Annotated in this window: 21 protein-coding genes; 4 read left to right on the top strand and 17 right to left on the bottom strand. The window is 54.5% G+C overall.

Going from position 1 to position 24,847, the window contains the following annotated elements; all coding sequences use genetic code 11:
- Positions 1–62 precede the first annotated feature (62 nt).
- From EKL30_RS12575 to EKL30_RS12540, 8 genes are all read right to left on the bottom strand, one after another.
- Positions 63–512: a MarR family winged helix-turn-helix transcriptional regulator gene (locus EKL30_RS12575; RefSeq protein WP_126707566.1), complete on the bottom strand. Its 450-nt coding sequence runs from the start codon at positions 510–512 to the stop codon at positions 63–65.
- Complete coding sequence (locus EKL30_RS12570) at positions 509–2,131, bottom strand: MFS transporter (protein WP_126707565.1); 1,623 nt, start codon at positions 2,129–2,131, stop codon at positions 509–511. The genes EKL30_RS12575 and EKL30_RS12570 overlap by 4 nt, the downstream gene beginning before the upstream one ends.
- A gap of 193 nt (positions 2,132–2,324) precedes the next feature.
- Positions 2,325–3,167 (bottom strand): 3-deoxy-8-phosphooctulonate synthase, encoded by an 843-nt coding sequence (gene kdsA, locus EKL30_RS12565; RefSeq protein ID WP_126707564.1) that lies wholly within the window; start codon positions 3,165–3,167, stop codon positions 2,325–2,327.
- Positions 3,168–3,249: 82 nt separating this feature from the next.
- Positions 3,250–4,938: a CTP synthase gene (locus EKL30_RS12560; RefSeq protein WP_126707563.1), complete on the bottom strand. Its 1,689-nt coding sequence runs from the start codon at positions 4,936–4,938 to the stop codon at positions 3,250–3,252.
- Positions 4,939–5,038: 100 nt separating this feature from the next.
- Complete coding sequence (locus EKL30_RS12555) at positions 5,039–6,832, bottom strand: aminopeptidase P family protein (RefSeq protein WP_126707562.1); 1,794 nt, start codon at positions 6,830–6,832, stop codon at positions 5,039–5,041.
- A 150-nt stretch (positions 6,833–6,982) separates the two neighbouring features.
- Positions 6,983–7,636, bottom strand: a complete 654-nt coding sequence (locus tag EKL30_RS12550) for a CoA transferase subunit B (protein ID WP_126707561.1) — start codon at positions 7,634–7,636, stop codon at positions 6,983–6,985.
- A gap of 2 nt (positions 7,637–7,638) precedes the next feature.
- Positions 7,639–8,346, bottom strand: a complete 708-nt coding sequence (locus EKL30_RS12545; RefSeq protein ID WP_126707560.1) for a CoA transferase subunit A — start codon at positions 8,344–8,346, stop codon at positions 7,639–7,641.
- Positions 8,347–8,512: 166 nt separating this feature from the next.
- Positions 8,513–8,950, bottom strand: a complete 438-nt coding sequence (locus EKL30_RS12540) for a thioesterase family protein (protein ID WP_126707559.1) — start codon at positions 8,948–8,950, stop codon at positions 8,513–8,515.
- A gap of 228 nt (positions 8,951–9,178) precedes the next feature.
- On the opposite strand from EKL30_RS12540, the gene EKL30_RS12535 reads away from it, so the two are divergent.
- Positions 9,179–10,825, top strand: coding sequence for an electron transfer flavoprotein-ubiquinone oxidoreductase (locus EKL30_RS12535; protein ID WP_199748556.1), 1,647 nt, complete (start codon positions 9,179–9,181; stop codon positions 10,823–10,825).
- Positions 10,826–10,831: 6 nt separating this feature from the next.
- On the opposite strand, the gene EKL30_RS12530 is transcribed toward EKL30_RS12535, so the two are convergent.
- The 4 genes from EKL30_RS12530 to EKL30_RS12515 all read right to left on the bottom strand — a co-directional run bounded on the left by EKL30_RS12530 (position 10,832) and on the right by EKL30_RS12515 (position 15,728).
- Positions 10,832–11,752, bottom strand: coding sequence for a DMT family transporter (locus tag EKL30_RS12530; RefSeq protein WP_126707558.1), 921 nt, complete (start codon positions 11,750–11,752; stop codon positions 10,832–10,834).
- Between the two features lie 145 nt (positions 11,753–11,897).
- Entirely contained in the window at positions 11,898–13,877 is a 1,980-nt protein-coding gene (gene acs / locus EKL30_RS12525; RefSeq protein WP_126707557.1) for an acetate--CoA ligase, read from the bottom strand.
- Positions 13,878–13,965: 88 nt separating this feature from the next.
- Positions 13,966–15,324 carry an MFS transporter gene (locus EKL30_RS12520; protein WP_126707556.1) on the bottom strand — a complete coding sequence of 453 codons (1,359 nt, stop codon included), beginning with the start codon at positions 15,322–15,324 and terminating at the stop codon, positions 13,966–13,968.
- The gene (locus EKL30_RS12515) at positions 15,321–15,728 is read right to left on the bottom strand and encodes a heme-binding protein (RefSeq protein WP_126707555.1); all 408 of its coding nucleotides are present in this window, start codon (positions 15,726–15,728) and stop codon (positions 15,321–15,323) included. Before EKL30_RS12515 ends, EKL30_RS12520 begins: the two co-directional genes overlap by 4 nt.
- A 297-nt stretch (positions 15,729–16,025) precedes the next feature.
- Between EKL30_RS12515 and EKL30_RS12510 the strand changes: the two genes are divergently transcribed.
- Entirely contained in the window at positions 16,026–16,676 is a 651-nt protein-coding gene (locus tag EKL30_RS12510) for a C40 family peptidase (RefSeq protein ID WP_126707554.1), read from the top strand.
- Positions 16,677–16,720: 44 nt separating this feature from the next.
- Here the strand turns inward: EKL30_RS12510 and EKL30_RS12505 are convergent, their stop codons facing one another.
- The 4 genes from EKL30_RS12505 to EKL30_RS12490 form a co-directional block, all read right to left on the bottom strand.
- The gene (locus EKL30_RS12505) at positions 16,721–17,119 is read right to left on the bottom strand and encodes a DUF2325 domain-containing protein (RefSeq protein WP_233583068.1); all 399 of its coding nucleotides are present in this window, start codon (positions 17,117–17,119) and stop codon (positions 16,721–16,723) included.
- Positions 17,120–17,254: 135 nt separating this feature from the next.
- Entirely contained in the window at positions 17,255–18,205 is a 951-nt protein-coding gene (locus EKL30_RS12500) for a CysB family HTH-type transcriptional regulator (RefSeq protein WP_126707553.1), read from the bottom strand.
- A gap of 73 nt (positions 18,206–18,278) precedes the next feature.
- Positions 18,279–19,790, bottom strand: a complete 1,512-nt coding sequence (locus tag EKL30_RS12495; RefSeq protein WP_126707552.1) for a CoA-acylating methylmalonate-semialdehyde dehydrogenase — start codon at positions 19,788–19,790, stop codon at positions 18,279–18,281.
- 36 nt (positions 19,791–19,826) lie between these two features.
- On the bottom strand, positions 19,827–21,014 hold the full coding sequence (locus EKL30_RS12490) for an ABC transporter substrate-binding protein (RefSeq protein WP_233583074.1): 1,188 nt from the start codon (positions 21,012–21,014) through the stop codon (positions 19,827–19,829).
- 201 nt (positions 21,015–21,215) lie between these two features.
- On the opposite strand from EKL30_RS12490, the gene EKL30_RS12485 reads away from it, so the two are divergent.
- On the top strand, positions 21,216–22,136 hold the full coding sequence (locus EKL30_RS12485) for a LysR family transcriptional regulator (RefSeq protein WP_126707550.1): 921 nt from the start codon (positions 21,216–21,218) through the stop codon (positions 22,134–22,136).
- A gap of 31 nt (positions 22,137–22,167) precedes the next feature.
- On the opposite strand, the gene lptF is transcribed toward EKL30_RS12485, so the two are convergent.
- Positions 22,168–23,280, bottom strand: coding sequence for an LPS export ABC transporter permease LptF (lptF, locus tag EKL30_RS12480; RefSeq protein ID WP_126707549.1), 1,113 nt, complete (start codon positions 23,278–23,280; stop codon positions 22,168–22,170).
- 55 nt (positions 23,281–23,335) lie between these two features.
- On the opposite strand from lptF, the gene EKL30_RS12475 reads away from it, so the two are divergent.
- The gene (locus tag EKL30_RS12475; RefSeq protein ID WP_126707548.1) at positions 23,336–24,844 is read left to right on the top strand and encodes a leucyl aminopeptidase; all 1,509 of its coding nucleotides are present in this window, start codon (positions 23,336–23,338) and stop codon (positions 24,842–24,844) included.
- Positions 24,845–24,847: the final 3 nt, after the last annotated feature.

Raw genomic sequence — 24,847 nt, 5'->3', positions numbered from 1 at the left:
AATTTTTATGATCTGTCACCGTTCATAACGAGGTCTTTCATCGCTTAGGCTGCAACACGCCATCAGGAATCGACGCCTGAAGCCTTGGCCGCTTCCTCGCGAAGGCGCCGCTCAAGGACAGCCAACATCCTTCCAAGGTCCTTCATATCTTGGGGCGACAAGTCGCTAAGCGCCTTCTCGATGAACTCAGTACGCCTAGGCATGGTCCGCTGAACGACTTCTTTGCCCTTAGTCGTCAATGCCACATTGGTCAGGCGATTATCGGTGACATCGGTGTGACGCTCTACCCAACCCTTCGCTTCAATGGCTTTGATCTGACGTGTCAGTGCCGCCGGGTCAATTCGCAGAGCCAGTGCAAGTTTCTTTTGCGAAGCTTCACCAAACTGATGCAAGTGCAGCAGAATGCGCCAGCGCGGCATGGAATGGCCAATGTTCGCCTCGAAGGACGACAACAGGACGCGATAGGTGCGTCCCAACTGTTGCATAACCTGCAATTGCGGAAGCTCGTTCACGACTCACCTCTGTCAGGGGATTGTGCAGTTGACACCTTGACCAGCGTAGCCGAACGCGAAAACCGTATGACAGGTACCCGGTATACCCACACTAGAGCGAGCAACGCAATCGCCATCGTGACAAGAAGGCCCAAATGAACCGCCGAGACGAGCGACAGTCGAGCCGTTTCGATAAATGCTTCCCCTTGCAATCCCAAAGCACGCATATTATTCAGAAAATCGTTATGCACTGACTGGCTGACCAGTACTTGGGGATCTTCCAGCAACGCTCGCCATGACGTATTTTTTCCTTCAGGAACCGACTGCCGTACCGACCCCGCGTAATGGTGCCCTACGAGTGTTCCGACCACCGCAAGACCTATCATTCCGCCGATCAAGCGCACCGACTGCAGCAATGCAGTAGAAATTCCAAGAAAAGCGCGTCCGGCGCTTTCCTGAGCAAAGACGGTAAGGTTCGACATAATGAAACCCAGGCCCAAACCCGCCATCATCATATATAGCACTACAAGCAATGGCGAAGTGGCTTTATGAGAAAACACCAAACCCAGGCACGCCATCGCCAATAATCCGAATCCTAAATACAGAATGCGATTCGGAACGGAAAGACGGACAACGATGCGGCTATTCGCAATGCTGCCTATTGTTATAAACACAACCAAAGGTGTGATCATCAACCCGACTTCCTGAGGCGTAAGGCCGAATCCACCCTGTAAAAGCAAAGGCAGATAGAACAGCAAGGCGAACATAATGAAACCGGTGAACAGGGAAAGACAGAACAAGGCAGCAAGACTTTTATTCCTGAACATCTCCATAGGCAGCAACGGTTCGGGGCAATGCTTCTCCCAATAGATCAGCGCGACAAATGAAGCCACTGCCAGCACGCCGAGCAAGACCATATATCCGCTTGCGCCATAGACCGGCAGAAACTCGACAAACACCTGAACGCTTCCCAGCCCTAAGGCAATCAGTACCGCCCCCTGCCAGTCAAGACGAATTTTTTGGCGTTGGACTTGACGCATATGTGGAAGGAAGCGCCAGACAAAATAAAGGCTAAGGATCCCGATAGGCAGGTTGACATAGAATACAGAACGCCAACCCAGGAATTGAGTCAGAAACCCGCCTAAAGACGGCCCAAATGCGTTGGCGATCCCGAACGCCGCGCTTAGCAAGACCTGCCAGCGCAAACGCACGTGTGTATCGGTGAACAAATCCGGAACACAGGCAAATGCTGTACCCACAAGCATGCCGCCGCCGATTCCTTGCAATGCACGCGCAAGCACCAGCTGCTGCATCGTGTCCGCCATGCCGCATAAGGCCGATGAGAAAATGAATAGCACTATGGACGTAACAACAAAGGGCTTACGGCCGTAGTAATCGCCAAGGCGTCCGAAGATGGGAATGGTGATAACCGACGTAAGCAGGTAGGCAGTCGCCACCCAGGCGTAGAGCTCGAAACCGTTCAGTTCCGCAACAATCGTCGGCAAGGCAGTGCCCACGACGGTTTGATCGACAGCAACCATCATCGTGACGAAACATAGTCCCATCATGGCCAGAAATGACCGGCGCACGGATAAGACACGTCCGGTGTCGGCGGACTGTGCAGCAGACTCAGAAGACATTACCAGCCTTTGATCGATCAATGATTGATAAGTCAACTATTCTAGGGAACGAACCGGCAGTCCACAAGAAAATCGAGAAAGTTTACAGCCGGTGTGTTACCTATTTGCTGCACATGTCGAATACGCTACACGTAAGCCAGCGGGAACATGGCGCATGGATGCGCCAGCCCGCGGCGAAGCAAAACACACGCTATCAGGCCAATACGCCGCTGCGCTTAACGTAGCCGTCGATATTAACAAGCGATTCGAGTAACGCAGCCATCTGATCCAAGTGCACTGCATTCGGACCATCGGACAGGGCCTGATCAGGATTGGGGTGCGTTTCCATGAAGATACCTGCAACCCCCACCGCAACAGCAGCGCGTGCCAGAATGGGCACGAACTCGCGCTGCCCCCCAGAGGTTGTTCCTTGGCCACCCGGCAACTGCACCGAATGCGTCGCATCGAACACCACCGGACAATTGGTTTCCCGCATGATGGCTAAAGACCTCATGTCGGAGACGAGATTGTTATAGCCAAACGAGGCGCCCCGTTCGCACACCATGATGTTTTGACCATCGCCACCAGCCTCGATGGCGGCACTACGCGCCTTGGCAACAACCTGCGCCATATCGTGCGGCGCCAGAAATTGGCCCTTTTTGATATTGACGGGTTTGAGCGACGCGGCACAAGCATGAATGAAGTCTGTTTGGCGACATAAAAAGGCCGGTGTCTGGAGCACGTCGACCACAGAAGAAACGGCGGCGACCTGTTCGATGGTGTGCACATCGGTAAGTATGGGCACGCCAAGCTCAGCGCGTACATCCGATAGTATTTGCAGACCCTCGTCCTGGCCGGGACCTCGATAAGACCGGTCGGAACTTCGGTTCGCCTTATCAAAAGAGCTTTTATAAATGAATGGAATGCCGAGTTTCTGCGTAATTTCTTTCAACGCAGCCGCCGTGTCAAATGCCATCTGGCGCGATTCGATTACGCAAGGACCCGCGATCAGAAAAAAGGGCTGATCCAGACCCGCTTCGAAGCCACATAGTTTCACATTATTCCTTTATATCGGATACCTGGGCGCCGGCCGGATCATCACAGTGCATGTGCTGTCCGGCCTGCTTCACAATAGGGATCTAGACCTGCATGCTGCCGTCAGGCACCGCAGCGTCCACCGTGTCGGCTTTGCGGCGTGCCTGGTAATCAATTGCTGCTTGAATATAACTAGAGAACAAAGGATGACCATCGCGCGGCGTCGATGTGAATTCCGGATGGAACTGAACACCTACAAACCAGGGATGATCCGGCAATTCCATGATTTCGGGAAGACTTTCTGTGGGCGTACGCGCGCTAATAACCATTCCGGCCTCTTCAAGACGCGGGACATACACATTGTTCACTTCAAAACGGTGCCGATGACGCTCGTTGACCTCGCTGCCGTAGATCCGGTGGGCCAGCGTACCTGGCTTCACAGGACAACGCTGGGCGCCCTTGCGCATTGTGCCGCCCAGATCAGACGCGGTATCACGCTTCTCAATCTTGCCTTCACGATCTTGCCACTCGGTGATCAAAGCCACCACCGGATGCGGCGCGGACGGATCGAACTCAGTGCTATTGGCGCCCCCAAAACCCGCGACATCACGAGCAAACTCCACCACGGCCAACTGCATGCCCAGGCATATGCCCAGATAGGGAATGCCATTTTCACGGGCATAGCGAATTGCCTTGATTTTGCCTTCGGTGCCCCGCTTGCCGAAACCGCCGGGAACCAGAATGGCGTCCAGCCCTTTCAGACTGTCAACACCATCTTTTTCGATGTCTTCAGAATCAAGGTATTCGATCTGCACTCGCGAATGCGTGTGAATGCCGGCGTGCACCAAGGCTTCGCTTAGCGACTTGTACGATTCAGTGAGGTCTACATACTTGCCCACCATGCCGATACGGACTTCGTCACGGGGGTTCTCTATCGCGTCGACCAAGCGATCCCATATCGTCAGATCTGCAGGCGGTGGCGTAAGGGCCAACGCATCGCATATCAAGTTATCCAGTCCTTGTTTATGCAACATGGCCGGAATCTTATAAATGGAATCCGCATCCCAGACCGAGATCACGGCATCCAGAGGCACGTTTGAGAACAGTGAGATCTTGGCGCGCTCGTCATCAGGCACCGGACGGTCGGCGCGACACAGCAAGGCATTTGGGTAAATGCCGATCTCGCGCAGTTTTTGCACAGAGTGCTGTGTGGGCTTGGTCTTGAGTTCACCCGCCGAGGCGATAAACGGAACGAGCGTCAAGTGAATGAATGCGGCGTTATTACGCCCCAATCGCAGACTCATTTGCCGCACGGCTTCCAGAAAAGGCAGGGATTCGATATCACCTACGGTGCCACCGATTTCAACAATCGCGACATCGGTTGCGCCATCCCAGGCAGCCTTGGCGCCACGCGCGATGAAATCCTGGATCTCGTTGGTAATGTGCGGGATTACCTGGACAGTCTTGCCCAGATAATCGCCGCGCCGTTCTTTGCGCAGTACGGACTCGTAGATCTGCCCGGTCGTAAAGTTGTTGACCTTGCGCATGCGGGTGGAGATGAATCGTTCGTAGTGGCCCAGGTCGAGATCAGTCTCGGCGCCGTCTTCGGTAACGAAGACTTCGCCGTGCTGAAAGGGGCTCATGGTGCCGGGGTCGACGTTGATATAAGGGTCGAGCTTGAGCATAGTGACGCGCAAGCCTCGTGATTCAAGGATCGCTGCCAGAGAGGCGGCAGCAATGCCCTTACCGAGGGAGGAGACGACTCCACCCGTGACAAATACGTATTTGGTCATCGTAATACATGCTCGGTGTAGCCGAGCAGGAGCGGGAAATTTGGATTATAGCCGCCCTGACGACCTTGTTGGAGAATCGAGGTGAATATTGCCTTTCGGGTTAGATCTGCTCGGTGCGCAACGATAGCCAGTCTTTGGCCTGACCATCGACCAAAGGCATAAGGCGGCGGCGAACCTGAGCATGATAGTCATTCAACCATGTTCGCTCGGCTTCTGACAGCAATCCGAGTTCGATGCAACGAGTATCGATCGGGCATAGAGTAAGCGTTTCAAATTTCAGAAACTCACCGAACTCGGTCTCGACGGCCGGGATGGCAAGCACCAGGTTCTCTATGCGGATGCCCCACAATCCTGGCCGGTACAGCCCAGGCTCGTTCGATGTGATCATGCCCGCCTGCATCGCCATATTCGGATTGACATTAGCCCGATAAGCGATCGATTGCGGGCCTTCGTGCACATTCATGAAATAACCCACACCGTGCCCTGTACCGTGGCCATAGTCGGCACCGGTTTGCCAGATTGGCATACGGGCAACGGTATCCAACAGCGGCGACATCGTGCCGCGCGGAAAGACCGCCAGCGACAAAGCGATCATGCCCTTCAACACCGCCGTATAGTCGCGTTTCTGTTCAGGGCTGACTTCGCCCACCGGCACCACGCGGGTAATGTCGGTCGTACCGCCCAGATACTGCCCGCCCGAATCAATCAAAAGCAAACCGTTACCGGTGATCTCGGCATGAGCCTGCTCGGTGGCATGATAGTGTGGCATGGCGCCATTGGCATTAAAGGCGGCAATCGTGCCAAAGCTGGGCGTTACAAAGTTGGCACGACGGCTGCGGGCTTTGGTGATTTCCTCGTCTACGGTCAGTTCCGTAATGGTCTGCATGCCCTGTCGAGACTCAAACCACGCAAAAAATTCGCACAAGGCAGCGCCATCCTGCTCCATCGTGCGACGAACGTGATCAGCCTCGGCCGCGTTTTTGCGGGATTTCAGCAATTGTGATGGATTGATCGCTTCGACTTTACCGACGAACGCGGCCGCAGCCAGCATGCCCACGGTGCTGCGGGCGGGATCCAGCAGCAGCGTATCTTTCTCTGGTAAACAAGCCAAAGCGCCTGCCGCATCCTCGTAGGGTTCCACACTCACGCCATCGGCCAGCAAGGTAGCCGCAAGGCCGGCATCGATTTTATCGGGCGCAACGAAAAGGCGGACGCTTTCGCATCCAATTAGCGCATGGGCGAGAAAAACCGGATTGTAAGAAACGTCGTTTCCGCGCAGGTTAAGGAGCCACGCGATATCGTCAAGCGACGACAACCAATGCCAGGCGGCCTTATGCCGCGCCATTTCCGCACGCACGGCGGCGAGATTCTCGGCCCTGCTACGGCATGCAAAAGGTGGCAGATGCTCGTAAACCGAGCCCTTCGGCAAATCGGGACGCTCTGGCCAGATCGTTCCGACAAGGTCCAGATCCGTCAGCAGGTTGACGCCTTGGGCCGCAAGGGTGGCAATCCATTGCCTTTGTGCTTGCAGAGCCAGCACCTGACCGTCGATACTTACGCGCGCCCTCTTGGGCAACTGAGCGGCCAGCCATTCCGCTGGCCCGGGCACATCGGGGGCACCGGCGCGCATTGTCTGTATACCCGTCCCGGCCAAGTCATGATCGGCCTGTTCCCAATAGCGACTGTCTGTCCATAAGCCTGCGAACTCGGCCGTGACGACCAAGGTACCTGCCGACCCGTCAAATCCGCTCAACCATTGCCTGCTCTCCCAGTGTTCCGGCAAATATTCAGATAAATGGGGATCGGCTGATAGCACCACGCACGCGGCTACCTTATGATCGCGCATCGCAGCGCGCAACGCCTCGATACGCCGGGCAAAGATTGATTGATTCACACTATTCCTTTCGTTGTCCAAGCAAGGCCAAAGGCCGGATGGCCAATAAAGATGTCCATCCGGCCCCTTTGCCCCAGACCGCCCTGTTTGCCAATCGGCACGCAGGAGTACCAGGGCATACGCCTTGCGTACTACTAATTATTGACAGGCTCAGGCGACTGCAGAGACATCCAGCTTGGCACCTGTCTTGGACTGGATTTCTTCAGTCGAAACACCCGGAGCCAGTTCGATCAACTTGAAGCCATGTTCGGTGACTTCAATCACACCCAGGTCAGTGACAATCAAGTCGACGACGCCCACACCGGTTAAAGGCAAGCTGCATTGGGGCAACAACTTCAAGTCCTGGGAACCGTCTTTGTTGCGGGCGACATGCTCCATCAGGACCACGACCCTTTTGACGCCGGCGACCAGATCCATTGCACCGCCCATGCCTTTGATCATTTTTCCAGGAATCATCCAGTTCGCCAGATCGCCTCGTTCGGAGACCTGCATGGCGCCTAAAATTGCCAGATTGATCTTGCCGCCACGAATCATGCCGAATGAATCTGCCGACGAAAAAATGGATGACCCAGGCAAGGTGGTGATCGTTTGCTTGCCGGCATTGATCAAGTCGGGGTCGATTTCTTCTTCGGCCGGAAATGGGCCAATACCTAGTAGTCCGTTCTCGGACTGCAGCCAGACCTCGACTCCTTCAGGCACATGATTAGCGACTAAAGTCGGCAAGCCGATGCCAAGATTGACATAAAAACCGTCTTGCAGCTCGCGGGCCGCGCGTGCTGCCATTTCTTCACGACTCCAGGCCATTATCAGGCTCCTTTTACGCTGCGTACAGTGCGTTGTTCAATACGTTTTTCGGGATGGGCGTTCAACACGATGCGATGCACGAAAATACCAGCGAGATGGACTTCATCGGGATCGAAGGTGCCAGTGTCGACAATCTGCTCGACCTCGACAATTGTGATCTTTCCTGCCATCGCCACATTAGGATTGAAATTGCGGGCCGTTTTGCGAAACAGCAGATTGCCGCTGCGGTCGGCTTTGTAGGCCTTGACCAGAGACACATCCGGCACAAGAGAACGTTCCATGACGTATTGCTCGCCGTCGAACTCGCGTACTTCTTTACCGTCGGCAACAATGGTTCCTACACCGGTGCGAGTGAAGAACGCAGGAATCCCGGCCCCGCCCGCCCGCAGCTTCTCGGCCAGCGTGCCCTGCGGCGTGAATTCAAGCTCGAGCTCGCCCGCCAGATACTGACGTTCGAACTCTTTGTTTTCGCCAACGTATGATGCAATCATTTTTTTGATCTGGCGCGTATTAAGCAACTTGCCCAAGCCAAACCCGTCGACGCCAGCATTGTTGCTGATGCACGTAAGATTCTGCACGCCTGATTCGCGCAACGCCTCGATCAGGGCCTCGGGAATGCCACATAGACCGAAGCCTCCCACGGCAATGGTCTGATCATTGGCGACGATGCCCTTAAGTGCTTCTGCGGCACTTGCATAGACTTTATCCATCACTCCATCCTTAGTTTTAGTACGTCATACTGAAGCACAGGCCACATGGTCCGCGCTATGAATGAACCCAAAAAACAGCTAACCACAACTTCGTTGGCCTTTATCAATGCGCGGTGTACCGGCGTGAGCTCAATGCACTCCCGACACCGTATCGAAGCCACGAAAACTACAAGAAAACTTTCGCAAACCCAGCAAGTTCGGCGGCTGTCCATGGTGAGGACTTTCCCGTCTGCATATCGACACCAACAACTACGTATTTACCGGTGGCATATGCCACGCCCGGCTCGTCGTCACGCTCGATCCGCGTATCAACAGCCATGCTCGATCGGCCGACCCGGGTCAGCACCTGCGTAACCACGATGGTTGCGGGATAAGTAAGAGGCTTAAGGAAATCGCATGACGCATGAGCCAGACTGCCTGCTCGGGTCGAAGGCAGATAGATGCCCGCTCGGTGAAAAAGCTGTACGCGAGCCTCTTCAAAATAACGGAAATAAAGCGTATTGTTGACGTGATTCTGGGCATCCTGGTCGCCCCAGCGTATCGGCATTGCGTAGCGAAAAGCTCCGCCTGTTGCGGGGACCGGAGACGGATCGGTTAGCTGCATAAAGAAACGCCCTTTGCTTGATTGCTGCAGACCAATAAGTATAACGGCAAGCCAGTGCCAGTTTGATAACGTAGTTTCCGCCCAAGATACCCGATAAAACCAATCAACTTTTGCGTCGCGAGCGCCGCTTCAAGACGAGCCCCAGACTACAATACAATGAGGTCATAAAACACCGGGCCCATGGTCCAATCGCCACAACAGAGCAGACATACGGGAGATCTTCAAAAAATGGCTGAACGCGAATCAATGGAATACGACGTTGTAGTGGTGGGTGCCGGGCCGGCAGGCCTTGCGACCGCCATACGACTAAAGCAGCTCGCGGCCGAGCGAAACCACGAGATCAGCGTTTGCGTGCTTGAAAAAGGTTCCGAAGTCGGCGCTCACATCTTGTCCGGTGCCGTCATGGACCCTCGAGCCCTGAATGAACTGATACCCGACTGGAAAGAAAAAGGCGCGCCACTGGACACCGTGGTAACTGAAGACAAGTTTTTGTTCCTTACCGAAAAGGGCTCGCGTGCGACGCCAAACTGGCTATTGCCGAACTGTTTCCACAACGAGGGCAATTACATTGTTCGCCTCGGCAATGTCGTCAAATGGATGGGCGAGCAAGCCGAAGCCCTGGGTGTCGACCTGTTTCCAGGATTTGCCGCCGGCGAGATTCTTTACACAGAAACCGGAGCGGTAAAGGGAGTTGCCACAGGCGACATGGGCGTCGCTCGCGATGGATCGCACACACCTCATTATCAACCTGGCATGGAACTTCACGCCCGCTACACCGTCTTCGCCGAAGGCTCGCGTGGCCAGTTAGGACGCGAACTGATCAGCCGTTACAAGCTGGACGAAGGCCGCGACCCACAGAGCTATGGCATAGGCATCAAGGAAATGTGGGAGGTCGATCCGTCGCAGTCACAGCCCGGACTGGTCATGCATACGGCTGGCTGGCCGCTGGATTCCGATACCTATGGCGGATCGTTTCTGTATCACCTGGCGGATAATATTGTGGTGGTTGGGTTGGTCGTGGGGCTCGATTATGCCAATCCCTGGCTCTCGCCTTTCGACGAATTCCAGCGCTATAAAACCCATCCCGCCATTCGTCCCACGTTCGAAGGCGCCAAGCGCATCGCTTACGGCGCGCGCTCGCTGACCGCTGGGGGCTTGCTCTCATTGCCAAAACTTTGTTTTCCGGGCGGCGTCATGGTTGGCTGTGAAGCCGGCGTGCTGAATGCTTCGCGCATCAAGGGAAGCCATTCGGCAATCAAGACGGGCGCGTTGGCTGCAGAAGCAGCGTTCGACGCCATTGTCGCCGACCGCCGCCACGATGAACTAACCGCTTACCCAGCAGCCTTTGAAAGCTCATGGCTGCACGCGGAGCTCAATAAGTCGCGTAACTTCAAACAATGGTTCAAAAAAGGCCGCGGCATTGCCACCTTAATGACCGGTATCGAGCAATGGCTTCTAAAAGGGAAAATGCCCTGGACTCTGCACCATAGCAAGCCAGACCATGCCTGTTTGCAGCCCGCCTCCGAATGCGCTCGTATCGATTATCCGAAACCAGATGGCAAGCTGACGTTTGATCGCCTAAGTTCGGTATTCATATCGAACACTAATCACGACGAAAATGAACCCATACATTTGACGCTTAAAGATCCGACGATTCCGGTATCAGTCAACCTGGCCAAGTACGCCGGACCCGAAGCGCGGTATTGCCCCGCTGGCGTGTACGAGTTCGTAAAGACCGAGGACGGCGCCGACCGTTTGCAGATCAACGCACAAAATTGTGTGCATTGCAAAACCTGCGACATCAAGGACCCCACCCAGAACATTGTATGGGTGGCACCTCAAGGCGGCGAGGGGCCGGTGTATATCGGTATGTAGTTCGCTTCACGAAGCCGCATCACTACGATGCGGTTTTTTTTCGACCCCTGCTCTGCGGCCACCTGCCAGGTTGATGATGATTAACCCCGCCATAATGAATGCTATGCCGATAAGTTCCATGACCGTGGGTCGTTCTGCAAGTAATAACCATGCCAGTATTACTGTTAGCACAGGAACCCCCAGGCTCGACATGCCGGCCACCGTAGCGCTGACACGTTGCACTACCGTTAGCCATAACCACCAACCCAACGCCGAGGCAAAAACGGCCATATATGCCAGTCCCCAGAATAAATCCGCGTTCCACACGACGGCACGTTGCGGCAGCAACAGTGCCACCGGAACGGTAAGCACGGAACCCAAAAACATTTGCCACATTGTCATGTTGAGCACATCCGCCTGGCGTCGCTGAAAGGCTATCTTGCTGAAGACCACGCCTAAACCCCAGCTCATGCCCCCGCCCAACGCAAGTAAGGAGCCCCGGACACTCCCCAAGCCCTGCCATGGTGCAATAATCGCGACCAACCCTGCCCCTGCCAAAACGAAAGCGATTACATGCCGACGGGCGGGACGCTCGCCCAGCATAAGCCACGCGAACAGGACGACCCAGAATGGCATGGTGTATGCCAACATTGCGACATGTCCCGCACCACCGCTGACCAAGGCTAGCTGGCAAAGACATTGGAACGCCGTGGTCTGAAAAACCGCAATACCGACGGTGAGCCAAAATGGCGGAAACTTGAGGGAATGGCGGGTGACCAGCAAAATGCAAAGCAAAACCAAAAAGGCGAGTCCATAGCGAGCCATTACCAGGTCGAAAGGACCAATAAAATTCGACATGTGCTTCATGACGATCCAGCTGAAACCCCAAAGCAGGACGGTGAAGCTCATGAGGACCAAGGCGCCGCGATCGGACTGGATTGTTTTCAAGATGGACGTCGTCTGAAATCTATATATAAAAAAATCAGGCCGAAGCCTGATTGAATCTGGGCGGCGCCGCCGCCCACAATAGCCGGCAAGAATATCATTGTGCAGCATAGCGCTTCCAGGCCATGCCGCAGCGTAGGCCGAAGACCTAATGGGATTGCGACATCTGGTCCAGTATTGCGGGATTCTCAAGGGTCGACACATCTTGTGTGATGGCTTCCCCCTTGGCAACCACACGTAGCAAGCGTCGCATGATTTTGCCCGAACGGGTCTTGGGTAGATTTTCGCCGAAGCGTATTTCTTTAGGCTTGGCGATTGGTCCGATCTCTTTGGCGACCCAGTCCCGCAATTGCCGAGCGATCATGACGGCTTCCTCTCCTTCTGGCAGCGACCTTTTAAGCACCACGAATGCGACAACAGCTTCGCCGGTCGTGGCGTCTGGACGGCCTACCACGGCAGCCTCGGCGACAAGCGCATGCGCGACCAGTGCGGATTCGACTTCCATAGTGCCTAGTCGATGCCCGGATACATTCAACACGTCATCGATACGCCCCATGATCCAGAAATATCCGTCGGCATCGCGTTGTGCGCCATCGCCGGCAAGGTAGGCACCTTTGAGCTCGGGCGGAAAATAACTTTTCACGAAACGGTCGGGATCGCCCCAAATCGTGCGAATCATGGCCGGCCATGGGCGTTGTATGACAAGAAAACCACCCTTGCCGGGCCCAACCACGTCGCCCGCTTCGTCTACTACGGCAGCAGTAATGCCGGGTAAAGGCAAGGTGCAAGACCCAGGCTTTAGTGGCGTCACGCCGGGCAGTGGCGTAATCATATGTCCCCCGGTTTCAGTCTGCCACCAGGTATCCAGCACTGGGCACCGTTCCCGCCCCACATTGGTGTAATACCACATCCATGCATCCGGGTTAATGGGTTCGCCGACTGAACCGATAATGCGCAGGCTGCTCAAGTCGTACTCACGGGGATGAAACTCAAGCGAACTGTCGGCGGCCTTTGATAGCGAGCGTATGGCCGTCGGGGCAGTGTAGAACACCGTCACCTTGTGACGCTGAATCATTTCCCAGAAGCGACCCACATTGGGATAGGTCGGCACACCCTCGAATACAACTTGCGTCAGCCCTGCTGCCAATGGACCATAAGCAATATACGTATGCCCCGTGACCCAACCCACGTCGGCTGTGCACCAAAAGACATCCGTATCCTTGGAGTCAAAGGTCCACTTTACCGTCAACAACGCCCACAACAAAAAGCCTGCCGTGGCGTGCTGTACGCCCTTAGGTTTTCCGGTAGAACCAGATGTATACAGAATGAAAAGTGGATGCTCGGCGTTAAGGGGAACCGGAGCGCATTCTTCAGGCTGGTTCGCCGAGACGTCGTGCATCCAAAGATCGAGCCGCTCGTTCCACTCCACTGGACCGCCTGTGCGGTTGTACACAATGACGTGCCTGACTGCTTCGCACCCGCCCATGGCGAGCGCTTCATCAACTGCGCTTTTAAGCGGGATACTCTTTCCGCTGCGCACCTGTTCATCGGCGGTGATGACAAGTGTCGCCCCGACGTCAACCGCACGCTCGTGCAAACTTTTTGACGAAAAGCCGCCAAAGACCACCGAATGAATGATGCCCAGCCGTGCGCACGCCTGCATCGCAACCACCGCCTCGATCGACATCGGCAAATAAATAATCGCACGATCGCCTGCCTTATGTCCCAATGATTTGAGACCGTTGGCGAACTGGCATACTCGCTGGTATAGCTGCTTATAAGTTATCGTGCTGACTTGACCGTCGTCCGACTCGAAAATAATCGCAGTTTTGTCAGCCGTCGGGGTGTTGAGATGCTTATCCAGGCAATTCGCCGACACATTCATCTCTCCGTCAGCAAACCAACGGTAGAACGGCGCTTTGGATTCGTCCAAAACCTGTGCAAAAGGCGTAGTCCAGTTCAGGTTTTCGCGGGCCATACGGGCCCAGAAATCATCCGGAGAACGTTCGGCTTCCTGACATAAAACGTGGTAAGCGTCCATACCCGATATCGCAGCGTCTGGCACCAGATTCGGAAACGGCGGGAACACCCGAGTTTCGGTCAGTATTGACTCAATTCCTTCAGACATTTTGTGACTCCTTTATTCGATAATGTGCTATTCGAGTTATCTGACTACCGTAACCGATCAGGCTTACTGAGCGCTGACAGAGCATGACTCATGCCGATATCATGTTGTCAGGTTGGCCAGCACGTGCTAATGCCCCTCGTGCGAAGTCAAGACGCTGCAGTACGGTAATAGCCGCCACGAAAAACAAACCCGTGCACAATAGCGCAAGCCGATGATTACCGCCGGTCAGCCAGGTGACTAAGCCATAAGATAAGGGGCCGATAACGGCCGCCAGTTGCGTGGAAAATGTCCATAGCGAATAAAACTCCGCCAGCCTTTTCGGCGGGGATAGTGCACCTACCATGGCGCGACCTGCGCTTTGACTGGTGCCCATGCACAGACCCGCAACGGTAGCAGCCAGCCAAAAAACCCATATTTGCACGGCCGCGTAGGCAAGCAGCACCATGATGATCCAGCCTATCAGCGTGATGGAGAGCGCCAGCTTATGACCTATACGATCTTGGGCATAGCCAAATAGAAAGGCGCCGACTGCTGCGGAGATATTGACAGTGAATACCAGCATCATCGTTTGTGCCATGGTAAAACCGATGGCTTCGATCGCATATACCGCTGAAAGGGTTATGACCACGGCAATGCCTGCGTGATAGCATGCCCCGCAGAGTAAAAGAAGCCGGAAATCGGGGAAATGGGCGCGGGTGTCGCCCCATGCGGTTTGTAGCCGCTGGAGCATGCCTTCTACAGGTTTTCCGGTAGCAGGTGACCGTTCACGCAAGAACAAGAACGACGGGACGGCCGATACCGCAAAGACCACCGCGGTAAGCACCATTACGTACGGGACGTACTGGCTGGCTTCTAGTTTATGGCCGCTAGCCCAAGCGACGACCGCAAGCGATAGCCCCAATGTAAGCATGCCGCCAAAATACCCGAAGCTCCAGCCCCAACCCGAGACGCGGCCCAAAGCATGTGGCCGGGCAATTTCCGGCAAGAAAGCCGCCACGATGGATTCACCCACACAATAGCAATAATTGGATATCGCGATAATGAACAGTCCCCACACGATATCGCCTGGACCTGTAAAGGCCAATAGCAGCGTGGCACTAATGCAGCCTATGCTACTGGCAAATAGCAATCGCCGCTTGCTTGCCGTGGCATCTGCCCGTGCGCCCAAAGACGGCATGCTTAGCATTACCAATAGGTAGGAAAAAGACAAGGCAGCGGTGAACGCCAGCGTACCCCACGATCTGCCGTCTGCCACAACGCCAACAAAGTACGCGCTAAATACTGTAGTGAGCACAACGGTGGTGTAGCCGGAATTGGCGAAATCGTACATAGCCCAGGCCCACACCTCTCGGCGTGTGACACCCGGGTTTACGGCGTCATGGAAGGCGAATGTGAGTCCGTTGCCGGCTTGGCGGCCTTCTGATTCCGTATTGGTGTCAAGCTTCATAGATTCAGTGCTGCAATCCCGGCGAGCGCAATTTCCACGTCCTCATTGGATTTTACGCCTGATACCCCTACTGCCCCGACCACTGTTGCGTCGACGATGATAGGGACGCCCCCTTCAAGCATTCCCTCGAGCCCCGGAGCGGACAAGAAGGAATAACGGCCACCATTGATCGTATCTTCGTAGATTTTTGATTCGCGGCGCCCGAGTGCCGCCGTACGCGCTTTGGCGGGAGATATCTGTGCGGAAATCGGCGCGGCATCATCCAGCCGTACCAAACCTAGTAAGTGACCGCCATCGTCTACTACTGAAATTGTGACGGCCCATTTTTGCTGTAGAGCAAAGATTTGGGCAGCATCCAGAATTGCTTTTACGTCGGCGTTACATAATACAGGTTTGGTCTTCATTTAGTATCCTCATTTTTTTGTTTGAAACATCATGCTTGGGCCGGATGGCCAGCTAGTGCGATCGCCCTATAGACTAGCTTGGTCCAACGCCGGAGTAAAGTCGAAAATCGGGGAAATACTTCTTTACCTCTCGATGAACCTTGGGTAAACTCGAGCCCTTATTCTTCTGAAATACGCGCAACGGCCCACTTTTTTTAAAAGCAGAATACCGCGCAATGTTACCGATTTAGCTGAAATTTGACGCAAAAACCGGAACATTCGCCTTGGACCCAGTGCAAGCGAAAACGAAAACCGACTATGCCGCCCCATCGACTACCCCGCTCCTTCCCGTACTGTCATCCTTCAAATCTCTGGCGCGGCGCCAAATGTTTTGTCCTTCTTGCTACTCTGGCTCTTGCCGGGTGTGCCAGCAACGCGACAAATCAACAGGCTCAGGCCGACACGAAGCGCTCTGCACGCGATCAGTACCTTTCCTATACACAAGCCGATCCTCTGGGCGCCTACCTGGCGACAAAAGACTATCCCCAGAACACCCCTCCCAAAACAACCAAAGCCTTGGCCACTACCGCGCTTAACTTATTGGGTATCAAGTATAGGTTTGGTGGCGAAACGCCCAATACGGGCTTCGACTGCAGCGGACTTGTCAGTTACGCTGCCGAGAAATCTCTGGGCTTGAAATTGCCTCGCAGTTCCGCTGAAATGGCTCGTGAAGGTGAATCGGTAAAAACCACCGAACTACGCCGAGGCGACTTGGTATTTTTCAATACCCGCGGTCACCGGAACTCGCACGTAGGCATTTATCTTGGTAATAAAAAGTTTGTGCACGCACCGCGCGCTGGTGCCGTAGTGCGTGTGGAAAGTATGGATATTGCGTACTGGAAAAAGCGTTATAACGGCGCTCGCCGTCTCGCCACCAATAATACATCCGATATGCTCGCCATCAACTAGTCTGAATGACATTGGGCGTCTGAAAAAGCAGGCGCCCCTTTTCGTTAGTTGGGCTCTCGCCTGTCATTTGGGTATCCCTTGCCACCATTTGCAATAAACCGCAGCGGATGCGCATTATCCTTTTGTTCAACAGGGCAGGCTTCACAGTAGCCGCATTGATTCAATGCTTGCTTCATGCTGCATATCGAGCGGCGGCATGCCAATACTCGTATACCGGACCGTTGCGCTGCCGCACGGAACGTCTTCATTACGTTGTGACCTAAGAAATCGGTTAGTAGAATGAGCAGCTCTGTGCCAGATGGCAGCTGCAACGTCTTTTTTTGGTGTGAAGGATCGCGACCGCTGATATGCTGCCTGATGGCAATATTGTGGCCTTTCAGCAGATCGGGAATATTACCGAGACGGTCGGCCCCTACGACGACGGCACTGACAAGTTCAGACATGACGGCTCCAATGTTTTCTGTACCGTAACGATAATCATTCTTATTATCGATGTCAATGATGGCCACCTTATATTTCGCGAGCAACGGTAAGCGGACATCTACGGCAAGGCAACGTTGTCGTTGTTCCTTATTTGATCAGTCTATTTTGGGACTCTTCTCAATGGCTGCCAGGACGACGTCGCGCGTCAACGCAGCTGAAAGCATCTCCAGCAGGACGAAGACATAATCGCGCAGAAACACGCCCGACTTCACCGCTACGCGAGTGACGTGGGTACCAAACAGATGGCCTGCCGGAAGGCCGACCAATCCTTTGTCGCGGCGAGGGTCAAAGGCCATACCGGCGATGATCCCAATACCCAGACCGACGTCGACATATGTCTTGATCACATCAGCGTCAATAGCCTCAAGAACGATGTCTGGGCGAATATTGTTTTTGGCAAAGACGTCGTCAATGGTGCTGCGCCCAGAAAACGCATGGTCGTAGGTGACAATGGGGTACTCCGCTAATTGTTCCAGCGATATCACTTTGGCTGCACTGGAAGTGAGCTCCGCCAAAGGATGATCCGGACGAACGACAATGATGTGCTCCCATGAATACACCGGCAAGGCCGCCAAACCCGGTGTATAGGCGAGAGTTTCGGTGGCGATCGCCACATCTGCTTGCTCGTGCAATACCATTTGGGCGAGGTGCGGGGGACTACCCTCTGCCAACGAAACCCTGACTTTTGGGAAGCGTTCCCTAAAGGCCGGTATGACTTTCGGCAAAATGTATCGCGCTTGTGCGTGCGTGCAGGCAATCACCAGGCCACCCTCGTCGCGGCGCGCAAACTCGTCGCTGACTTTCTTCAGGTTATCGACTTCTCGCATGATGCGATCGATAACCTGCGCGACAACGTGGCCAGGCTTGGTCAGACCCTTTATTCGTTTTCCATGACGTTCGAAAATTTTGAGGCCTAGTTCGTCCTCGAATTCAATAATCGCCTTGGAGACACCCGGTTGCGAGGTATATAAGGTCCGGGCAGCTTCTGTCAGGTTGAAATTGCGACGGATGGTTTCGCGCACGAAGCGAAATTGCTGCAGATTCATAAAAAAATAGCCCTATAGGAAGGGCTATTATATGGAATAAAGAAATTAAAACATATTCTTTTTGGTTATAAGCTTACTTCATCGAGATCGTGGTGTTCACCCCTGAAGCGTGGGCCGACCAGCGCGCCGTGATCGTTTTCGTCTGGGTCCAGAAGTTGACCGCCTGTTTCCCGTTAGGCCCGGAGTCTCCCAACTTGGAACCGCGAGAACCGGTGAAGCTGAACCACGCTACGGGAACCGGAATAGGAATATTGATGCCCACTTGGCCGACATCAACATTATGTTGAAAATATCGCGCTGCGCCCCCATCCTGCGTAAATAGCGCCACACCGTTGCCATTGGGATTTGCATTGATGAACTCTACGGCGTCTTCCAGTGTATCCACGCCGACGACACAGAGCACCGGTCCGAATATTTCCTCGGTGTAGACGGTCATGTTGGCCTTCACCCCACTGAAAACGGTGGGGCCCACAAAATTGCCTTTTTCGTACCCTGATACCGTCAAGTCCCGACCGTCCAGCAGTAACTCGGCACCCTCTTCGATGCCCTTTGCAATCAAGCCCTCAACACGTTTCTTGGCGTTCGTTGAAACCAGGGGACCTAAGTCGGCCTGACGATCCGAACCAACATTGACCTTGAGTTTCTTGGCACGTTCTACAAAATCCGGAAGCCAGTTGCGCGCCTCGCCCACCAGTACCGCCACCGAGGTTGCCATACAACGTTGGCCTGCAGCACCGAAGGCGGCGCCTACCAATTGATTCAATGCGACCTCACGATCTGCGTCAGGCAATATGACGCAATGGTTCTTGGCGCCCATCATGGCCTGGCACCGCTTGCCGGCCTTGGACGCACGATGGTAAATCTGGGTACCGACGTGGGTAGAACCGATAAAAGAAATTGCCTTGATATCGGGGTGATCGCACAGTGCGTTGGCGATATCTGGACCGCCATGTACAACGTTTAAGACACCTGGGGGAAAACCGGCCTCAAGAGCCAGCTTCGCCAACATAAGCGATGAGCTTGGATCTTGCTCGGAAGGCTTCAGGATAAAGGTATTGCCGGTGGCGATAGCCAAGGGAAACATGAAGCACGGCAACATGATGGGAAAATTGAAGGCCGTGATGCCCGCCACTACACCTAAAGGCTGGATCAGCGTATAGACGTCGATACCGCTCGCTGCATTTTCAGCATATTCTCCGAGCTGCAAAGAGGCAATGGAGCACGCGTGCTCGATAACCTCCAGGCCGCGCCCTACTTCGCCTTCGGCGTCGGGCAAGGTCTTTCCGTGCTCCAGAGATATTGACTTCGCAAGGGCAGCAGTGTTGTCACGCACCAATTTCTGCAGGTTCAGCATGACGCGCATACGTGTACCTTGGCTGGCTTCCCTCCAGGTTTTGAAGGCCTCTTTTGAGTTAGCTACTGCCAGATCCAGTTCTTCTTTGGTTGCGAAGGGGACTTGCGCAATAATTTCCTGAGTCGCGGGATTGATCACATCCCGCCATTCAGTGGTTTGGGATTGCATTAACTTACCGCCGATAAGTAGCGGGATACGTGGCGCTGCACTGGTACGAGGAACTGCACTCATCAAGGTCTCCTTGGCGCATTCATGATGCGAAATAAATCAACTTTTCTTGACTAAGGGGCACGTGGACGTGGCCAACGGTTGAAACGCTTCCGCGGCGGGAATCGTGGCCACCAGCTTAGACAAATCCCATTCGTTCTTGGACTCGGCCGGCGTTTTCACCTCGTACAAATACATATCGTGAATAACCCGTCCGTCAGGGCGTATGGAGGCGTTATGCATGATGGGATCCTGGATAGGAATTTCGCGCATTTTGGCCGCCACTACATCACCTTGCACTGACTGTGAGGCCGCCACCGCTTTTAAATAGTGCCTGACACTGGAGTACACACCCGCGTGCGTCATTGTGGGCTTCTGACCCTTGAAAGCTCCTGCGAATTGCCTCGACCATGCACGTGTGCCTTCGTCGAAATCCCAGTAAAAGCCATCAACATAGGTCAACCCTTGCGCGTTCTCGAGCCCCAAGGCTCGCAGGTCGGACAGGAATATCAGCAAAGAGGCCAAACGTTGGCCTCCCGAAACAATGCCGAATTCACGAGCCTGCTTGATGGCGTTGACGACATCGGCTCCGCCGTTGGCCAACGCGACCACTTGGGCCTTGGAGCTCTGGGCCTGTAGAAGATACGAGGCGAAGTCGGCAACATTGAGCGGGTGCAGTACAGAGCCCACCACCGACCCACCAAGTTCCTTGACCATGTCTTGAGCACCCTTTTGGAGAGAGTGCCCGAACGCATAGTCGACCGTCACAAAAAACCACGACTTGCCGCCCTTATCGACCATGGCTTTGACGCCGCCGACGGACTGCGAATACACGTCGAACATCCAGTGAAAGCCAACGGGTGAGCAGTTATCATTGGTCAGGCCGGTGGTTGCAGGCCCGGAGAACAACACCACTTTGTTTTTCTCTTTGGCTATGCCTTGCACCGCCAGCGCCACTGCGGAGTTTGTAAGGTCGGCAATGGCGCTTACACCGTCACGATCGAACCATTCACGCGCTTTGGCCGCACCCACATCCGCCTTGTTTTGGTTGTCGGCCGACAAGAGTGAAATATCCATGCCCTTGCACTCTGCAGCGAGGCAGTCATTAATAGCAAGCTGAGCCGCCGCAACCGATCCTGGTCCGCCCATCGATGCATACGTTCCCGACATATCGGTAAGTACGCCTATTTTTACCGGCGGACCCTTGGCCTGGGCAGCTCCCGCAATGGCGGCACAAAGGCCGGCCATAAGTGACAACGTGAATTTGTTCATTAATTGTCTCCGATGTATTTATAATTTTTATGCAGCAAGGCACTATAGGCATGGGCGCAAAACATGTGCCACCGCTACATGGTATCGGCCACACGACTCTAACGAGTGTAGTTGTGTAAAAAACTTAATTCCATCAAAATATTTGCACATTGGATGCTAATAAATGCACAATAGCCTATGCTTGATTGGGACGGAATACGCTATTTCCTTGAAGTCGCTCGCACTCAACGCGTCAGTGCAGCCGCATTGCGCCTGGGGGTTCAGCACACCACCGTCTCTCGACGCATCCATGCGTTGGAAGAGGAACTTGAAGCGGTTCTGTTCAATAAGTCCAAGTCCACGGGGTTCACCCTTACCGAAGAAGGCACGCGCTTTTTCGTCTACGCGGAACAAATCGAAAGCACTCTGCTCTCCGCTCGCGAAGATGTCTCGGGTCAGTCGCAGACCCTGTCGGGACATTTGCGCGTCGGATCGACCGAAGGGTTTGGCAATTATGTGCTTGCCCCCCTGATGACGGACTTTCAGCGCCGCTTTCCTGCGATTACGCTAGATATCATGCCGGTGCCACGATTTATCAGTTTGTCGAAACGAGAGGCGGATATCGTTATATCGTTGGAGCGTCCGCAGAGGGGACCCTATCTTTGTACGAAGTTAATCGACTATTCGCTCAAGCTGTACGGGACAGCAGATTACCTGGATAACCATCCGCCCATACAAAGCAAGGCGGATCTCGCCGACCATACCTTTATAGGTTACGTTGAAGAACTGCTATTTAGCGACCGGCTTCGCTATCTTGAAGACATCGTCGCCGCTAATCGGGTTATCTTTAAAAGCACCAGCGTGATTGCTCAGTGCCACGCGGCACTTCAGGGTCAGTCCCTGGCCATCTTGCCCTGCTTCATGGCGTCCCAGGACCCTCGTCTTATCGCGATACTGGAACAAGACATTACCTTGACACGAAGTTTCTGGATGTATTGCCATGAAGACCTTCGCCAATCCAGACGCGTCATGGCGCTGTGGGATTTCTTGAAAAGATCCGTCCAGCTAAATGAACCTCTTTTAAAAGGAGATGGCTCGGTATTGCAGTATCTTGCCTGATTGGGCCACACCGCAAATGGACTGCAGCGCGTCAAGCAGCGCTTTTGGGCGTCTTGGGCGCCTTGACCCGAAGCTTGCGCCACATCATATAGGCCATCAACCCCGTAAACACTGCATGCACGAGCCATACCCCCACACCGAAAGGCACTTGCCCATTACCTATCCAGCCACGAGAAAGGTTGATCAGGTTCATATACAGAAGGCCTACCAAACCTGCAATGAGCAAGTCCCCTGAACGCCCCAGGCGCGGATTGACGGCACCCAAGGGTATGGCCAAGAGCGCCAAGTTAAGGGCCGCGAGCGGCAAAGCAATGCGCCACATGATCTGCGACCGTGCGTTGTCGGTATTGTCTGAAAATAACTGCATAGTTGGCCGGGCTTTGATCTGCCTCTCGGCCTGCTCGCGCACCATGGCGGCTGAATTTGCGCCCGCTTTGCTCTCCAGACGGAAGCCATAGCGGTCAAAATCAAACAGACGGAAGTCCGGCTTGCCGGGCTTAAGGTCGTAGCGATGGCCATCGCTCAGCACGAGAAACCGATCACCGTTCGTTTCGTTCTGAATGCTGGCGCTCTGGGCCGTGATAACACTTAGCCATTCCGGGTCGACCACGCGCGCAACAACGTTGCCCATCTCCTGCCCCGGTTCGGTTGGTTCTTCGGCAAAAAACACCCTCGCGCCATCTTCGGTTTCGATAAACTGCCCAGCGGTGACTTTAGAAAGGTCGGAGCGTTGCTCGTAGCGCTGCCGGTATTCGCTGATTTGACGATAGGCCCACGGAGACGCCACAAGAGTCAGCATGGCAATCAACACCGCCACGGGTACGGCGCACCGCAACACCGGGCCGACCCAGTCCTTGAGCGATAAACCGCTGGCGAACCACACTACCATTTCCGATTCCCGAAAGTTGCGGGTGATGGTGGTTAGTACCGCGATGAACACTGAAACCGCCAAAATCACAGGTAGCGCTGTAATGCTGGAAAAGGTCGCCAGACCGAACACCACATCTGAGCCGATGGCGCCGTTGGCGGCCTCGCCAAGAAGCCGCACCAGCAGGACACTAAGCCAAACGACAAGCAATGTAGAGAATACGACACCGGCGTGACTGAGGATTTCGGAGACTACAGAACGTTTGAATAGTGACATGAGAGAATATGCGGGATAATCGTCAGCATCCTATGGACACTTTCGGGAAATTCGAATGGAATTTAGCACACAGACTACAGCCTCTTTGCATCAAATCAAAACCGCCGCACTGGCGGTGGGCGTGTTCGCCGACGGAATCTTAAGTCCGTCGGCCGATACCCTAGACCGCGCCAGTAACGGAGCCCTGCGCGATGTTCTGAAAACTGAATTCAAGGCCAAGGCCAATACGCATCTGGTACTAAGAAACTTGCCAGGTGTAAGTGCCACACGCATCATTCTAGTCGGCTTGGGCAAGCAAGATCGGTATAACGCCGCCGCTCACATTGCTGGCGAGCTGACATTCGCCAATTATTGCGTTAAAGCCAGCGTCCCGGAAGCCGTGTCCACGCTTGCTTCGATCGAATGCGGCAATTCTACGCTGCGCGCACGCACTCGCGCCACTGCAATGGTAACCGGACGTGCCACCTACCAATACAATGCTACGTTAAGCAAGGTAGATCACGAGCCAGCCCCCAAGTTAAAAAAGATCTCGGTATGGATCAACCGCACCCAGGCAACCGAGGCGCAAATCGGCTTGCGTGAAGGCCAGGCCATCGCTAACGGCATGAACCTGACGCGTTTGCTTGGCGATTTGCCGCCAAATATTTGTACACCGACCTACCTCGGCAATACCGCAAAAAAACTTGCCAAGGAATTCAAGACACTGAAAGCCGAGGTGCTGGGAACGAAAGAGATCGAAGCCCTCAAGATGGGATCTTTCTTATCCGTGGCACGCGGCTCGTACGAGCCGCCCGCTTTCATCGTCCTTAGGTATACACCAACCGGGGCCAAACCTGCAGCGAAAAACCGCAAGGCTCCCATTGTGCTGGTGGGTAAAGGCATCACCTTTGATGCCGGCGGAATTTCCATCAAACCCGCCGCCCATATGGACGAAATGAAATACGACATGTGCGGTGCGGCCAGTGTGCTCGGCACCTTGCGTGCCGTCGCCGAACTCGAGCTCGGGCGTGAAGTCATCGGCCTGATCCCGTCTTGTGAAAACCTGCCTAGCGGCCGGGCCAACAAGCCTGGTGACGTGGTCACCAGCATGTCGGGAAAAACCATCGAAATCCTCAACACAGACGCCGAAGGCCGACTCGTCCTGTGCGATGCACTGACTTACGCAGAACGCTTCAAACCGGCAGCAGTGATTGATATCGCTACCCTTACCGGTGCATGTGTGGTGGCATTGGGACACATTAACACCGGTCTCTTCAGCACCAACGACGCGCTGGCCGAGAGCCTGCTGCAAGCCGGACGCGAAACTCAGGATACCGCCTGGCGCATGCCTCTTGACGAGGCCTATCAAGAACAGCTCCGGTCGAACTTCGCCGATATGGCAAATATTGGGGGCCCGCCAGCCGGCTCTATTACGGCCGCCTGCTTTCTGTCGCGCTTCACTCGCGCATATCCGTGGGCGCATCTCGATATCGCCGGAACGGCATGGCGCAGTGGCAACGATAAAGGAGCATCAGGTCGACCAGTGCCACTATTGGTTCAGTATCTGCTCAGCCAAGCCTCCTGAACC

The sequence above is a fragment of the Candidimonas sp. SYP-B2681 genome, assembly GCF_003971065.1.
Classification (GTDB): domain Bacteria; phylum Pseudomonadota; class Gammaproteobacteria; order Burkholderiales; family Burkholderiaceae_B; genus Pollutimonas.
Note: the sequence above shows the minus strand (reverse complement) of the source record. Positions and strands in the feature narration are given on the sequence as shown.

Coding starts and splice junctions, on each gene's coding strand:
- EKL30_RS12560 (WP_126707563.1), bottom strand. CDS start 4,938: ATGACCAAATACGTATTTGTCACGGGTGGAGTCGTCTCCTCCCTCGGT.
- acs (WP_126707557.1), bottom strand. CDS start 13,877: ATGTCTGAAGGAATTGAGTCAATACTGACCGAAACTCGGGTGTTCCCG.
- EKL30_RS12570 (WP_126707565.1), bottom strand. CDS start 2,131: ATGTCTTCTGAGTCTGCTGCACAGTCCGCCGACACCGGACGTGTCTTA.
- EKL30_RS12510 (WP_126707554.1), top strand. CDS start 16,026: ATGCCGCCCCATCGACTACCCCGCTCCTTCCCGTACTGTCATCCTTCA.
- EKL30_RS12520 (WP_126707556.1), bottom strand. CDS start 15,324: ATGAAGCTTGACACCAATACGGAATCAGAAGGCCGCCAAGCCGGCAAC.
- EKL30_RS12495 (WP_126707552.1), bottom strand. CDS start 19,790: ATGAGTGCAGTTCCTCGTACCAGTGCAGCGCCACGTATCCCGCTACTT.
- EKL30_RS12500 (WP_126707553.1), bottom strand. CDS start 18,205: ATGAATCTGCAGCAATTTCGCTTCGTGCGCGAAACCATCCGTCGCAAT.
- EKL30_RS12545 (WP_126707560.1), bottom strand. CDS start 8,346: ATGGATAAAGTCTATGCAAGTGCCGCAGAAGCACTTAAGGGCATCGTC.
- EKL30_RS12535 (WP_199748556.1), top strand. CDS start 9,179: ATGGCTGAACGCGAATCAATGGAATACGACGTTGTAGTGGTGGGTGCC.
- EKL30_RS12485 (WP_126707550.1), top strand. CDS start 21,216: ATGCTTGATTGGGACGGAATACGCTATTTCCTTGAAGTCGCTCGCACT.
- EKL30_RS12540 (WP_126707559.1), bottom strand. CDS start 8,950: ATGCAGCTAACCGATCCGTCTCCGGTCCCCGCAACAGGCGGAGCTTTT.
- EKL30_RS12505 (WP_233583068.1), bottom strand. CDS start 17,119: ATGTCTGAACTTGTCAGTGCCGTCGTCGTAGGGGCCGACCGTCTCGGT.
- lptF (WP_126707549.1), bottom strand. CDS start 23,280: ATGTCACTATTCAAACGTTCTGTAGTCTCCGAAATCCTCAGTCACGCC.
- EKL30_RS12490 (WP_233583074.1), bottom strand. CDS start 21,014: ATGGCCGGCCTTTGTGCCGCCATTGCGGGAGCTGCCCAGGCCAAGGGT.
- EKL30_RS12515 (WP_126707555.1), bottom strand. CDS start 15,728: ATGAAGACCAAACCTGTATTATGTAACGCCGACGTAAAAGCAATTCTG.
- EKL30_RS12550 (WP_126707561.1), bottom strand. CDS start 7,636: ATGGCCTGGAGTCGTGAAGAAATGGCAGCACGCGCGGCCCGCGAGCTG.
- EKL30_RS12475 (WP_126707548.1), top strand. CDS start 23,336: ATGGAATTTAGCACACAGACTACAGCCTCTTTGCATCAAATCAAAACC.